The organism is Legionella donaldsonii, assembly GCF_900452385.1.
Lineage (GTDB): Bacteria > Pseudomonadota > Gammaproteobacteria > Legionellales > Legionellaceae > Tatlockia > Tatlockia donaldsonii.
In genome coordinates this window covers 1941017-1953982 of the sequence record NZ_UGOA01000001.1, presented here as the reverse complement: position 1 = coordinate 1953982, position 12966 = coordinate 1941017, and the positions used below count along the sequence as shown (strand labels likewise).

The window sequence follows — 12966 nt, the reverse complement described above, 5'->3', positions numbered from 1 at the left end:
AAGAGAGAACCGATTGATATTGTTTTCTATAATTTAACAATTCCTCATTTGCAATTACAGAATGACTGAGTTATCTTTAAAACTAAGATGTAGTATTTCTTGTCCGGCTAATAAGACAAATTATGGAGGCCAGATTGTAGATGTGGTGTGCAAGCTTAACCTGTATTAAGAAGCCTAAAACATCTCAAGAGGAATCCACTTTTTAATGACGAACTGCGACAAGGGTACTACTCTTTCTTTATAGCCTTCCTAATTCTTTATACCCGCCATAAAATCCGTTGTTTTAATTACGATTTTAATAGTCGCTGAAAATGCTTTCCAAGCAGTTTATTTGAGTTAAATTGGCTTAATTCTTGATTAATTAATCCAAATAAATGGACTGAATGGATCATTTTCATGAAGACAAATTTGGCTAGGGCAATGATTACTGATCTTCTCCAGGTAGCAGGCATTACTATTAATGGCCACGCACTTTGGGATCCACAAATTCATAATGAGCAGTTTTATGCCCGTGTCTTGCATGATGCAGATTTGGGTTTAGGTGAAGCTTATATGGAAGGTTGGTGGGATTGCCCCCGTATTGATATGTTAATTACTCGCATTGTTGAGGCAAATATTGAAAATAAACTAAGAGTTAACTTCCGCTTTGCATTTAAATTACTACTATCGAGGATTTTCAACTTTCAAAACAAAAGGCGCTCCTTACAGGTTGGAAGAAAACATTATGATCTTGGTAACGACTTATTTAAAGCCATGTTAGACAGTAATATGAATTATACCTGTGGTTATTGGAAGAATGCGCAAACCTTAGAACAAGCGCAATTGGCCAAATTAGATTTGTCTTGCAGGAAGTTATTACTTAAACCAGGTATGCGTTTACTTGATATTGGCTGTGGTTGGGGGGCTTTGGCTAAATATGCAGCGGAAAAATATGATGTGCAGGTGGTTGGCATAACCATTTCTAAGCAACAATATGAGTTGGCCAAGGAGCGCTGCAAAAATCTGCCCGTAGAAATACGTTTCCAGGATTATCGTGATGTGGATGAAAAATTCGATCGTATCGTTTCGCTTGGTATGTTTGAGCATGTTGGATACATGAATTACCGCCATTATATGCAAATAGTACATCATTGTTTAGTCGATGAAGGGTTATTCTTGTTGCATACTATAGGAGGTAATGAAACGACGACTCAGGTAATGCCCTGGATTGCAAAGTACATTTTTCCTAATGGCATGTTGCCTTCGGTTATGCAAATTGGGAAGGCAACAGAGAAATTATTTATAATGGAAGATTGGCATAATTTTGGTGTTGATTACTATAAAACATTGATGGCTTGGCACAATAATTTTAATCAACACTGGCAGATACTAAAAGCTAATTATGACGAAACGTTTTTTCGGATGTGGAATTACTATTTATTGTGTTGTGCGGGTGGTTTTAATTCGCGTGTGATGCAGTTATGGCAAATCGTTTTTTCGAAAACAGGCATCAAAGGTGGGTATGATTCAGTAAGATAATAACCTTGATGCCAAATTTTTCTGAAGAAGCAGTTAGAGTACTCGCCTTGTTCTATTACTCGTCTCTGGATCTGACGCTGGACAAGATTCAGGGGACTTTTTTTGTAGAGAGAGCTGAACTTGTGGTAGATGTTTACTAGTGAAGTCGTCAACAAGTTTTGTCAGTATTTCTAGCTTTGTTGGAACACTGATTGTGGGTGTCTCCATAATACCTAACGCAATGCCACGAAACATATCAGTTAGATTTTCTTGCTCATGCTTTTTCGATTTTCGTTGTTTGGAGGGGATTTGAGGCTCCTCCTGTCCTAGCGCTTGATTAATTCCTGTAATCAACGACTCCATCAATACTCTCTGCTCATTCGATACGCCTTTATCACCAGTAGATTCGCCTTCAGTAGAGGTTCTCTCCAAAACAAACTCGTCTTGGAGTGGTGTGTTATTATCGTTTGAAGTCAGGGCATTACCTGGATTGGGGGCGAAAAAGGTATTAGAACCACGTAAAACTGTACTGGAAGTTTGTTTAGGAGGAACTGGAACCGTTGGCTCAGATTCAACCGTTTCAGGTTTTTTTGGTGGTGTAAGAGGACTTTTTTGGAAATGAACCTCCAGCCAATTAACTAAACGCCTGGGATCTTTAACATGGACACAAAACTCAGAATGAGCGCAGGCTTCTTTAATATTCTCTCCATTCTCTATTCTTGCTTTATGTTCTCCGACAACGAAGAAATCCTTTGTTGTTCCAAAAGGAGGTATCATTTCACCCGGGTAAATAACAAAGTTATACCCTAAAGAAGCCGCTAACCACATTACAGAAGGGCATTCTTCAGTGAGGTAGTCTCTAGAGCGGTGTTTCCACAGCTCCTTGCTTCCAGGATTATTGTCGTCACTATGGCGTTTGGCAAAGTCATTTACAGCCAAAGAAATACTATCGCTTAGCCCCTCTACAGATTCATAAAGAGGTATCATTTTTTCTATTTGCTTTGTGCTGTCTTGGCTAACCCAAGTTTGCCAGCGGACTATTTCAAAATTTTTGCCTTGTTCCGCAGCTAATTGGTTAATAATAGCGATTTTTTCGGTAACTGTTTTTCCCCCATGCGCATTATTAAATTCTTCAGGGGTTAAACCCAATGGTGCTAAAAAAGCGGCTATATTATCGGTAAAATAGCTATCTCCTAATTGCATGGCTTGGGCTTTAAGATCTGCAACATCATTATCTGACGGATTTAATTTTTTTAAATTGTGCCAATAAATTTCATCTGCAATTAAAAAAGTTGTTTTACCTCTTTGCTCCCCTGGGTTCAGATTGCCTTCATGATTCACAACTGCTTGCTTAACAATGCCTTGCAGGTATTCACCAGCACAGAGTTCGTTTCCAGCAATACTGAGAAGAACTAAGTCTTTAGTGGTTTTTAATGAGGAGAAGAGGCTTTTTGAGTTTCCGACAAAACTGGTTTGGGTAACTTTACCGTCTTTGGAACCCTTGACAAGCTTTTTTGGCATTTACGGTCCTTAGAGTTTTATACATCCACCAACCAATGTGGTGTTCTCTACTGGTTAAAAAATTTGGCTAATTATACTTGACGATTATTAGGCTAATATTAAGTATTTTAATATTATCCTCATGTTTTGGACCTAATTGTAGCACAAAAATAGATCATTATGATAAAAAATGATGAAAATAACTCACTTCGTGCCTCATAATTAAGTTATAATCTCTGCTACTATCTAGAGAGAAGAGTAGATTTTCATAGTGAAGAGGGTTGATATTGATAATGTGCAAAGTATCCTCTTTATTTCGTGGAATTTTGTGAGAATAATCGTTAACTTATGATGGTGTGGTCTTCTGAATATTATGATTATCGAAGGTGGAAGATGGATTTCGAAAAAATAAATGAGTTGCAAAAGATTATTGATGAAAAGAATGACGAAATTTATCGTTTGACTGCCCGTATGGAAGAAGAAAAGCAAAAATTTAAAAATGAATTGCAAAGCATTCATGATTATTATGAAGGTATCATTGCTCTAATGCCTGGGCATGTTTATTGGCTAGATAGAAATAATATTTTTTTGGGGTGCAATGATTTACAAGCTAAGAATGCTCAATTGTCGTCAAGAAAAGATATTGTTGGTAAAACTAATTTCGATATGCCATGGAAAGATCAAGCTGAAGAGTTAAACAAAGTCAACAATTTGGTAATGGAAACGGGAATACCACATACCGCAGAAGAATACGCTGTAATGGCGAATGGAATGGCTATTTATATTTCACAAAAAGTCCCTTTACGTAATAAGAATAATGAAATTATTGGTGTGCTAGGGATTTCTCTGGACATCACTGAACGCAAGAAAATGGAAGTTGCTTTACGCCGCGCAAAAGAAAATGCCGAAGTTGCAAACCAAGCTAAAACGGAGTTTATCGCTAATATGAGCCATGATATCCATACGCCTTTAAGTGGTATTGTGGGTATGTCGAAGCTTTTAGAGAAGCAAGTTCAAGATCCCGAACAAAAACAGTATGCTCGTTGGATTAACGAAAGTGGTGAGCAATTACTTGAATTGTTAAAAGGGGTATTGGATCTCATTTCAGTCGATAATATTAGCGAAAGTGATGTTCAGGATGAATCTTTTGATCTGCGTAAAAACATCCAGGATATTTCTCAGCTTGTACAGCCAACCGTGCAAATGAAAAAAATACAGTTGCATATTGAAATTGATGAAGCTGTTCCACAGCGCGTAATTACGGATGGTACAAAACTGCATAGAGTTTTCTTAAACCTTTTAGGGAATGCCATAAAATTCACTGATAAAGGTAGTATCACTATTAAGGTCCGAGTGCTTGCCAATGAAAATGATTATGTTCAACTGCGATTTAGCATAATAGATACCGGCATTGGTATTCCTGATGAATTACAAGTCAGAATTTTTGATCGCTTCTTTCGTGCCGATCCATCGTATAAGGGAACGCATAGTGGTTGTGGTGTCGGTTTACATATCGCCCAAAAATATGTGGGTTTATTAGGTGGGGAAATAAGCCTAAATAGTGAGCTAGGCAACGGTTCAACCTTTTATTTTACTCTTACTATGAAAGTAGCAAGGGATGAGGATGATATAGCTCGAAGTATTACTACAACCGAAATTCCTGTGGTCGCAGTAAATCAAAAAGAAGCGACAGTGCCACTTATTCTCCTGGTGGAAGATAATATGAATGCTCTGCGTCTTATTGAAACTGTTGTTGAAAAGGCGGGATATGAATATTATTCAGCGGTTGATGGCGAGCATGCCTTGGAGTTAATAAAGACAAATGATTTTGACCTAATCGTTACTGATGTTGATTTGCCAGGTATTTCGGGCAAGACTCTAACGCCTTGCATTCGTGAATGGGAAAAAGAAATGCATAAAAAGCCGTTACCTATTGTAGGTTTAACTGCGCAAGAAGTGAATGAAGTACAGGATAGCTGTTTGCAATCGGGGATGAATCAAGTATTGCGTAAGCCTGTGCATTTAAAAGCATTACAGAATGCAGTCAATCAACTGGTGTTATGGGGCGGTCAGCAAGACTCAGCGAATAAAATCCAAGTAGAAAATTAGCAAGCATTGGCAACAATTAATTTTTGGTTGACAATGTTGCTTAATAGCATTTTGTGAGCACCTTAGACTTACTAACCTGTCAAATTCAGTTATCTAAATCATGAGGGAGCGGACGCCGATTTGCTCGGAAATAAGTAATTGGTGATTGTGCAAGCAAATCAGCAAGTTTTTCCATATAGATACAAGCGAATCGATCTACCTGGTAAGCAAAATAACTTTCTTCTGCTCCCGCACGAAAGACACGTCCCCACTGAGGATTATAGAAAGCCTGCTCTTCTTGTAATAATTTGGATATTTCTGCATCAAGAACTGTAATTTGCTTTTGCAATTCAGCCAATTCTTCATCGTATTGTTTTGATTCGCTTTCAATACTTATAGTGTGAAGGTCAATGTATTGTTGTTCCAAGGTCTTTTTTATATTCATAGTAGCAACGATCTTATTCTCTATTGGCAGGGCTTTGGTATGTGAATCTATTTCTTCTCCAAGTTCCTCAACTACAAGCGCTGTACGCCAATTACAATCTTTTTTCAATCGCAGTATATCCCCATAAATATGATCGCCAATATAGAGAATTTCATCGCCATTGACTTCCAGATCATCGGTAAGTTTGGTGGCACAACCTCCCTGATAGATCCCGGGAACAATCCTTCCATTGAGATTAGTCATTTTGCCATCACTGGGATTGATCAATAAAAATCGCAAATTATCGTAAAAAAAACGTGGTTTATTCGCTAAAGTTATAACGTATTCAAATAGGTCATGCCAGGTTTCCCCTTTGTTGAGGAAAGGACCAATCGTATGTTCGAGCAAGAGATTGGTGTAATGATATTCTGAATTAGTCAGGATAAATATTTTTTTTCCATGGCGAATAAGACGTTTAAGTCCGTCCACAACTTCTTTTTCCTTGAGAACATACTTATCAAGATTTTGGCTAATATAAGACTTCAAGCTACCATCAGAATGAACTGTGTCTACGCAATTCAATACATCGATAGCGATCGTAGAATAACTTGGAAATTCCTGCGGATGTGTATCTTTCAGATCAATTAATTGGCCATATAAAACACAAAAAGCAATTGAAAAAGACGTGTCAATTGCCATGTAATTAGGATCATTTAAATCAACATAAATACTGCGATAAATTTTTTTCTGCTCAGCAAAGCTAATTGGTCTGGTACCATGATGGCTATGACGAATAGCTGCATAACGGCTGAGTTTTAATATATTACCATTTTTACTATCAATCACCAGACCGCGAATGGCGTCGTGAAAATTAAATTTAACACTCCTGATTATTTCGGGATAATGTTTTTTCTCGATTAACTTATCGATGACAAGTTTGAAAACCAGCTCTTCAAAGTTTTTTGTATTGTAACGAACCAGAGTATGGTCCATGTCTAAACCAATAAGCTTGATTTTTTTCATATTTAAGATACGGTTTACAAAAACTTTTTGATTCATTATTTTCCCTCAAACGCTATTACTTGAGCTTGGTGTCGTTCAGAAGTATCTATTTATTACCCGGTACCTTTATCTTGATCATTAAACTTAAATGCTCCTGGAAATAGTACTTGGGGCAATGGCTTAATGAATAGTATAACTCTAATGAATGTGAGAGGCGATGTGCAAGTTTGCCTTCTTAGATCTTATCATAAGGTCATTGAAAGACGGATAAATGTTTTTTAGCAAGACGTGGTGTTAATGCCAAAAGCAGCAGGCCTGCTAAAAGTAAATCATACTGAAATTTAGAGTGGAACGTTAAATCCTTTTAATGGGTAACTCGTCGATAATCCCAAATCAAAACAGGGCGATCAAGTGTATTTTGTTGATTGGTAATAAAATTCTCATTCCTGACAATAAATAATGGTAAGATTTTTCTAATTAAGTCATTCTCCAGCGCTTAGACCATGAAAAACTTGCAAATTAAATTAACTGAAACCTTAAGTGAAGACGTAGAAAAAAGAATGGAGCAAGGATTTATTGAGTATGAGGAAGAGCATGGGATTGAAATCAATTACAAGCGTTTCTATTTTCTATTGTTAGACGAGCAAGAGATTGCCTTTGGGGTTCTTAACGCGTTTACAGTCTATGCGGAGATCTATGTTGATGATCTCTGGATAGACAAATCTATCCGCGGCCAAGGCTATGGGCGGTTATTGTTAACTGCACTGGAAGACCATTTTAGAGGGAAAGGCTATAACAACATTAATTTGGTGACCAATGCTTTTCAAGCACCTGCTTTCTATAAAAAATGTGGCTATGAAGTTGAGTTTGTACGAGAAAATAAAACCAATCCTAAATTGACTAAAACCTTTTTTATTAAATATTTTTAGACCAGGTAGCGTAAAAATGACAATTATCAGGAGTGCAGCTAGACAGGACGCAACAGCTTTGCTCCCTTTACTGAAACAGCTAGGTTATCCCCAAAGTTTGGAGGAAATCGAGAACCGGATTGCTTTATTTTCTGAGCAAGATGGTTACGGGATTGCTGTTGCAGAGCGGGATAAAAAAATTATTGCCTGTATTGCCTGGTCAACAACGATGATTTTTGTTTCATCTAAAGTTCGTATTCATGTCGAAGGACTTGTCGTTGATAATCAGTATCGAGGGCAAGGTATCGGTAAAAAATTAATGCATTTCCTGGAAGACTATGCCAGGGCTTTCTGCCCTTGCATTATTGATCTGACCTCCGGTCAAAGAAGAGCTAAAGATGGTTCCCATGATTTTTATAAAAAACTGGGCTACCTTAATGAAGGGCCTATGGCGAAGTACTATTTTAGAAAGGAATTATAAATCTCTACTCCTTTGTCAGGAGATGACGCACTGATTCTCCCAAGGAATAAGAAACCGTCTCAGTGATTTTTCACCAGCCTTAATGAGACTAATTTCATCAAGGCTGGATAATGAAAAAGCGATCTAAGAAGGATTATAAATTCCTGTGTTGGTCGCCATATCTTCTTCCTTCTCAGAGGTTGAAATGTTTTTTAGGTGATCGCTATCACTATTGATTCCATTCAAAATATCCCTAATTAGCGTTTGTGTATAGCGGCGTTGAGGATTGGTTTTTGGAAAGATGCCATGACTGAAGAAGGTTGTGTGGTAAAAACTATCGTCCGGATTTGCATAATCAAAAACAATTTCTTGGTTGCCATAAGCCACTTGAAATTGAGCTGCAATGTAAGCTTCAAGAACGGCCGTTTGCTCTGTTGTTAAATCGGTGCGATCGTAACGCCCTGACGCTAAATACACTTGTAAGTAACCCTTTCTTTGACAGATATATCCCGCATAAAACACTCCTCCATCATAAGTATCAGTGGCTAAAGTCAGAGAAGGATGTCCGTATCGATCATCCCAATCTAAAAAGCGGTGGAGTGCTTTTGAAAACGTGTCAGCTAATCCGGTATAGCCAAATTCTTTTTGATAAGCATTTTTTACTCCTGTTGCTAAAATAAAATCACTTCTTAGCACCCAAATCCGTTTTTCAAAAGGTTGTAAAGCGGCCTCAACACAATGAATTTCTTGATAAGCTGGATTAATGTTATTTTCATTTGAATAAGAATATTTAGGTTTAACCGGACTAATATTTTTCTGTATATAATGCTGAGCGTTTCTGTATTTTGCATCAATCTCAATAATCGCTACTGCAGAAGAAATAGAGGATTGAGAGTATTTGCGGTATTTTTTATTTTGAGGGAAAGGTTTGTCCATAAAAAAGAGAGCTGAATCTTCATCATCTTGCTGTCCAGGCAAGGTATCATAAACAATGACTGGTTGAGTGCCGTAGGCTTTGTTGAATTGTAAAACCAGATAAGTTTCAATCACTGTTACCTGATCTTCTGTTAGAGGTTCAATTCCTTCACTCTGCCGATCAACGCGATTAAAACGCCCTGAAGATAAAAAAATCTCCAGATAATTTTTACGCTGACAAACAAATCCTGCATAGAGTAGTTTGCCATCTTCGCCGGCAAGAGAAGGGTGTCCGTAACGATCTTGCCAATTAACATACTGGTGTACGGATTCATCAAGAACATCTCTTAAGCCATGATAATTATATTCTTGATAAGCATTTTTAACGCCTGTTACCAGAGTGCAATCACTACGTATGGCAAAAGATCGTTTTTCATTTACTCTAAGTCTCTGGCGGACTTCTTTAATTGATTCCAAGGCTGGGTTAACACCTGTTTCATTGGGGTAATTTGCATACTTCGGTCCTATTGCTGGAATATTTGCCTGAATATAAGTTTTGAAAAGAAATAGAAGTTCGGTATGCGCTAAGCGCACATCAAGTTGATTTGTACTCATAAAAACCTCGCTTTACATCTGAAGCTTCAAGAAAAAGCCGAAACTTCAACTTAAATTCAGCACGAAAATGACTTCATTTAAGTAATAATGAGCGTTGGGATTTGGTTCAGGAGGGGAACCAGTGTGTTTGCTCCTGGACACTGGTGTTGGAACTAGATTAGATGTTTAACGCTTATTCACAAACTTATCTGCCAACCTGGAAAACAGTGTCCAGGTTTCGCATCATCATTGTTGTGAAATGTTTTTGCATCTTCATCTCAGTAGTTTGGTAGGTGATTGATTATCACCAAATTGTGCTCAGTATGTATTTAAAGTGAGTTTAATGTCAAGTGATTTGCTAATTTAATCGGCTGTTGGCAAAACGGTTAGTAACAGGGCTATAGTTATGGCAGTCAGGATGAAATACTGATGAGTTAGAAGGGCCAGCCTCTAGAATGGAGCTGGCCTAATATTTTTATGCACCAAAGCCAGCAAGAACAATTTTCCCTCGGGCCTGCCCACTTTCAAGAAGTTGATGAGCTCGTCGTAAGTTTTGCGCATTTATCGCACCGAAGTGCTCATTCAAGGTGGTTTTAATAATACCTTTATCAACTAATTGAGCTGCCTCATTTAAAATTTGATGTTGCTTAATCATGTCTGGCGTTTTAAACATGGAACGGGTGTACATCATTTCCCAATGAATAGAGATACTTTTTGGTTTAAACAGTTTGATATCAAGTTGTTCCGGATCATCAATTAGAGCAAACTTGGCTTGTGGCTTTAAGCAGCGAACGAGTTCGTTTACATGCTGATCAGTATGGGTCAAGCTAATGACATAATCTACTTCATTGATATTCAACTCTGTTAGCTGTTGGGACATTGATTTATTGTGATCGATCACGTGATGAGCACCGTTCTGTTTTATCCAGTCCATTGATGGGCCCCGGGAAGCAGTGCCAATAATGGTTAAAGATGTAAGTTGTTTGGCTAATTGCACTAGAATTGATCCAACACCACCAGCAGCGCCCGTAATTAAAAGGCTTGATTTTTCCTTGGGATCTATATTCAGGCGATCGAATAGTAATTCCCATGCTGTGAGCGTGGTCAAAGGCAGGGCAGCTGCTTGCTCAAAAGACAGACTCTCGGGTTTTTTACCGACAATGCGCTCATCAACCAAATGAAATTCACTATTGCAACCGGGACGAGTTAAATCACCGGCATACCATACTTCTGCGCCAGGCTGAAAGAGCGTTACTTTGGCACCTGCAGCTTTAACAATACCCGTCGCATCCCAACCTAATACTTTGTATTCTCCTTTATCAGGATCTACTTTTCGGCGCACTTTACAGTCGACTGGATTTACTGCAATGGCTTTGACTTCAATAAGCAAATCATGGCCAGATGCTTGAGGGGTTGGTAACTCGATGTCAATCAGTGAATTGTTGATATTTTCAATGGGTGTAGCATGCTGATAGCCAATTGCTTTCATGTGATGTCCTTATAAAAATAACTAATATAGAGTTATATCATAGACACAAGCGCTTATTTTTTCTCTAAATTTTGATTTAATCGTTTAAGCATTTGATTTAAATTTATTTTTTCTTCCTCATTGAAACCTAATAATGCCAATTCGTTAAGTTGAACGGCACATTGATCAATTTCCTTTTTACAGTGCTGTGCTTTTTCGGTGAGATAAATTAAAACAACACGTCTGTCATCAGAGGATGGTTTACGTAGAATAAATCCGTCTCTTTCCATTCTATCCAAGGTTCTTACTGCAGTCGGTTGCTCTATACCGATTCGTTTGTGCATCTCTGCTTGTGTTAAACCATCTTGATTATAGAGTTCCATAAGAAAATAAGTATAAGCATGTGTAATCTTGTATGGCTTTAAGAGTTCGTTGGCTTTTTTAATCAAAAGACGGTTAGCTTTTTTTAATAAGGTAGAAGTTTGCATAAAAATCCCATTGTATTGCTTGCTAATTAATAGCAAGCTATTATATAGCTATGCCTTAATTAGTTGGAGTTACTATGAACAAACAAATCATATACCAGATTGATGCATTTACCACACAATTATTTGGTGGTAATCCGGCAGCGGTTTGTCCTTTAAAAGAATGGCTAAGTGATGCTTTAATGCAGGCGATTGCCAGAGAAAATAATTTATCTGAAACAGCTTTTTTTGTCCGAAATGGTGAGCGCTATCATATTCGCTGGTTTACACCAAACACGGAAGTATCTCTTTGCGGGCATGCTACTTTAGCTAGTGCTTATGTGATTTTTAAAATGCTTGGTCATGAGAAAGATCAAATCATATTCGATAGCCTAAGTGGAGAGTTATGTGTTAATCGACAAGGAGAACAGTTACAACTTGATTTTCCTATTTTACCCTACACCCAGATTGAGCCATCAACAGAATTGCTTGCGGCAATGAATGTTTCTCCACAGGCTGTTTATAAAAGTACGTTTGATCTACTTTTAATTTTGAAGAGCGAATCCGAGGTAGAAAAAGCGAGGCTTGATTTAAATGCGATAAGTCTTTTGCCTCATAGAGGTGTTATTTTGTCTGCACCGTCTGCAAAAGCAGATGTTTATTCCCGTTGTTTTTACCCAGGTTGTGATGTGCCTGAAGATCCTGTCACTGGTTCAGCTCATTGTGTTATTGCTCCTTATTGGTGTGACTATTTTAAAAAAAATACCATTCATGCGTTGCAGGGCTTAAAGCGACAGGGGGAGTTGATCTGTGAAATTAAAGATAAAAGGGTTTTATTGTCAGGAGCGTGTCGTTTGTATTTACAGGGAGAGATATTTCTGGGGTAGTTGTATTGGAATGGCTTATAATTAAAAAACAATCAATTGGACGAGTGATTTCATGAAAATCTTACTGGGCAGTTTGTTGTTATTTTTTATGGGGCTGGTTAATGCGGGGGATTCTATGTCAGTTAACATTGATCCAAATCAAACTCAATTTACAATTACCTTGCCTGCCAATCCAACGACAGGATACCAATGGACGGTCAAAAAATACGATAAATCATTTTTACAATTGATAACCAGTCACTATATTTCTCCACAAACAAATCTTATGGGAGCTGGGGGGAAGATGCAATTTAAATTTGAATTGGTGAAAGGGAAAACGTATCCCCAAAACACTATTATGCAGTTTAAGTACGCCAGGCCTTGGGAACCTGAGAGTGGCACGCTGAAAAATGTAACAGTTAATTTTCAGAAGGCTGATCTGAATAGCAATAACTGAAACTACCCCATTGTTTTATAACAATGGGGTAGTTTGATATTTTATAGGCACTTTTGAATATCATGCCCGAAAATAACTACAGATCTATGATCTGCTTGCCTCTTGCTATTTAAGCTATTTCAACTTCTTCAGCTTGTGGGCCTTTTTGTCCTTGTCCAGCTTTAAATAATACAGCAGCTCCTTCAGGAAGGGTTTTAAAACCACTACCTTGAATTGCACTGAAGTGAACAAAGTAATCCTTACCGTTGCTTTCGATAAAACCAAAGCCTTTGCTCTCGTTAAACCATTTTACTTTACCGCGAATTTTCTCTGACATGTTGCTA

Annotated in this window: 12 protein-coding genes and 1 other RNA gene; 7 read left to right on the top strand and 6 right to left on the bottom strand. The window is 37.8% G+C overall.

Annotation, left to right across the window (positions count from 1 at the left end):
- The first annotated feature begins 107 nt into the window (after positions 1 to 107).
- A non-coding RNA gene (gene ssrS, locus DYC89_RS16950) (6S RNA) lies at positions 108 to 211 on the top strand.
- Positions 212 to 390: 179 nt separating this feature from the next.
- Positions 391 to 1518 carry a cyclopropane fatty acyl phospholipid synthase gene (cfa, locus tag DYC89_RS08970; RefSeq protein WP_220271791.1) on the top strand — a complete coding sequence of 376 codons (1128 nt, stop codon included), beginning with the start codon at positions 391 to 393 and terminating at the stop codon, positions 1516 to 1518.
- A gap of 33 nt (positions 1519 to 1551) precedes the next feature.
- On the opposite strand, the gene DYC89_RS08965 is transcribed toward cfa, so the two are convergent.
- Positions 1552 to 3018 carry a hypothetical protein gene (locus DYC89_RS08965; RefSeq protein WP_115221476.1) on the bottom strand — a complete coding sequence of 489 codons (1467 nt, stop codon included), beginning with the start codon at positions 3016 to 3018 and terminating at the stop codon, positions 1552 to 1554.
- 450 nt (positions 3019 to 3468) lie between these two features.
- Here DYC89_RS08965 and DYC89_RS08960 point away from each other — a divergent pair, with 450 nt between their 5' ends.
- Positions 3469 to 5106, top strand: coding sequence for an ATP-binding protein (locus tag DYC89_RS08960; RefSeq protein ID WP_245953969.1), 1638 nt, complete (start codon positions 3469 to 3471; stop codon positions 5104 to 5106).
- An 85-nt stretch (positions 5107 to 5191) separates the two neighbouring features.
- Here the strand turns inward: DYC89_RS08960 and DYC89_RS08955 are convergent, their stop codons facing one another.
- On the bottom strand, positions 5192 to 6568 hold the full coding sequence (locus tag DYC89_RS08955; protein ID WP_115221474.1) for an HAD-IG family 5'-nucleotidase: 1377 nt from the start codon (positions 6566 to 6568) through the stop codon (positions 5192 to 5194).
- 446 nt (positions 6569 to 7014) lie between these two features.
- Between DYC89_RS08955 and DYC89_RS08950 the strand changes: the two genes are divergently transcribed.
- Positions 7015 to 7440, top strand: a complete 426-nt coding sequence (locus tag DYC89_RS08950; RefSeq protein ID WP_115221473.1) for a GNAT family N-acetyltransferase — start codon at positions 7015 to 7017, stop codon at positions 7438 to 7440.
- Between the two features lie 16 nt (positions 7441 to 7456).
- Positions 7457 to 7900: a GNAT family N-acetyltransferase gene (locus DYC89_RS08945; RefSeq protein ID WP_115221472.1), complete on the top strand. Its 444-nt coding sequence runs from the start codon at positions 7457 to 7459 to the stop codon at positions 7898 to 7900.
- A gap of 123 nt (positions 7901 to 8023) precedes the next feature.
- Here DYC89_RS08945 and DYC89_RS08940 read toward each other — a convergent pair whose 3' ends face one another.
- The 3 genes from DYC89_RS08940 to DYC89_RS08930 form a co-directional block, all read right to left on the bottom strand.
- A complete protein-coding gene (locus tag DYC89_RS08940) occupies positions 8024 to 9409 on the bottom strand; it encodes a hypothetical protein (RefSeq protein WP_181879362.1) in 1386 nt (461 codons plus the stop codon).
- A gap of 454 nt (positions 9410 to 9863) precedes the next feature.
- Entirely contained in the window at positions 9864 to 10877 is a 1014-nt protein-coding gene (locus tag DYC89_RS08935) for a zinc-binding alcohol dehydrogenase family protein (protein ID WP_115221471.1), read from the bottom strand.
- Positions 10878 to 10930: 53 nt separating this feature from the next.
- Positions 10931 to 11344 carry a MarR family winged helix-turn-helix transcriptional regulator gene (locus DYC89_RS08930; protein ID WP_115221470.1) on the bottom strand — a complete coding sequence of 138 codons (414 nt, stop codon included), beginning with the start codon at positions 11342 to 11344 and terminating at the stop codon, positions 10931 to 10933.
- 74 nt (positions 11345 to 11418) lie between these two features.
- Between DYC89_RS08930 and DYC89_RS08925 the strand changes: the two genes are divergently transcribed.
- Both DYC89_RS08925 and DYC89_RS08920 read left to right on the top strand, forming a co-directional pair.
- Entirely contained in the window at positions 11419 to 12207 is a 789-nt protein-coding gene (locus tag DYC89_RS08925) for a PhzF family phenazine biosynthesis protein (RefSeq protein ID WP_115221469.1), read from the top strand.
- Positions 12208 to 12259: 52 nt separating this feature from the next.
- Positions 12260 to 12643, top strand: a complete 384-nt coding sequence (locus DYC89_RS08920) for a protease inhibitor I42 family protein (RefSeq protein WP_115221468.1) — start codon at positions 12260 to 12262, stop codon at positions 12641 to 12643.
- Between the two features lie 109 nt (positions 12644 to 12752).
- On the opposite strand, the gene DYC89_RS08915 is transcribed toward DYC89_RS08920, so the two are convergent.
- Positions 12753 to 12959: a cold-shock protein gene (locus DYC89_RS08915; protein WP_019217163.1), complete on the bottom strand. Its 207-nt coding sequence runs from the start codon at positions 12957 to 12959 to the stop codon at positions 12753 to 12755.
- Positions 12960 to 12966: the final 7 nt, after the last annotated feature.

What these genes read in the sequence shown, in the direction of transcription:
- DYC89_RS08935 (WP_115221471.1), bottom strand. Translation starts at nt 10,877, where the DNA reads ATGAAAGCAATTGGCTATCAGCATGCTACACCCATTGAAAATATCAAC.
- DYC89_RS08915 (WP_019217163.1), bottom strand. Translation starts at nt 12,959, where the DNA reads ATGTCAGAGAAAATTCGCGGTAAAGTAAAATGGTTTAACGAGAGCAAA.
- DYC89_RS08940 (WP_181879362.1), bottom strand. Translation starts at nt 9,409, where the DNA reads ATGAGTACAAATCAACTTGATGTGCGCTTAGCGCATACCGAACTTCTA.
- DYC89_RS08945 (WP_115221472.1), top strand. Translation starts at nt 7,457, where the DNA reads ATGACAATTATCAGGAGTGCAGCTAGACAGGACGCAACAGCTTTGCTC.
- DYC89_RS08925 (WP_115221469.1), top strand. Translation starts at nt 11,419, where the DNA reads ATGAACAAACAAATCATATACCAGATTGATGCATTTACCACACAATTA.
- DYC89_RS08930 (WP_115221470.1), bottom strand. Translation starts at nt 11,344, where the DNA reads ATGCAAACTTCTACCTTATTAAAAAAAGCTAACCGTCTTTTGATTAAA.
- DYC89_RS08960 (WP_245953969.1), top strand. Translation starts at nt 3,469, where the DNA reads ATGGAAGAAGAAAAGCAAAAATTTAAAAATGAATTGCAAAGCATTCAT.
- DYC89_RS08965 (WP_115221476.1), bottom strand. Translation starts at nt 3,018, where the DNA reads ATGCCAAAAAAGCTTGTCAAGGGTTCCAAAGACGGTAAAGTTACCCAA.
- DYC89_RS08920 (WP_115221468.1), top strand. Translation starts at nt 12,260, where the DNA reads ATGAAAATCTTACTGGGCAGTTTGTTGTTATTTTTTATGGGGCTGGTT.
- DYC89_RS08955 (WP_115221474.1), bottom strand. Translation starts at nt 6,568, where the DNA reads ATGAATCAAAAAGTTTTTGTAAACCGTATCTTAAATATGAAAAAAATC.
- DYC89_RS08950 (WP_115221473.1), top strand. Translation starts at nt 7,015, where the DNA reads ATGAAAAACTTGCAAATTAAATTAACTGAAACCTTAAGTGAAGACGTA.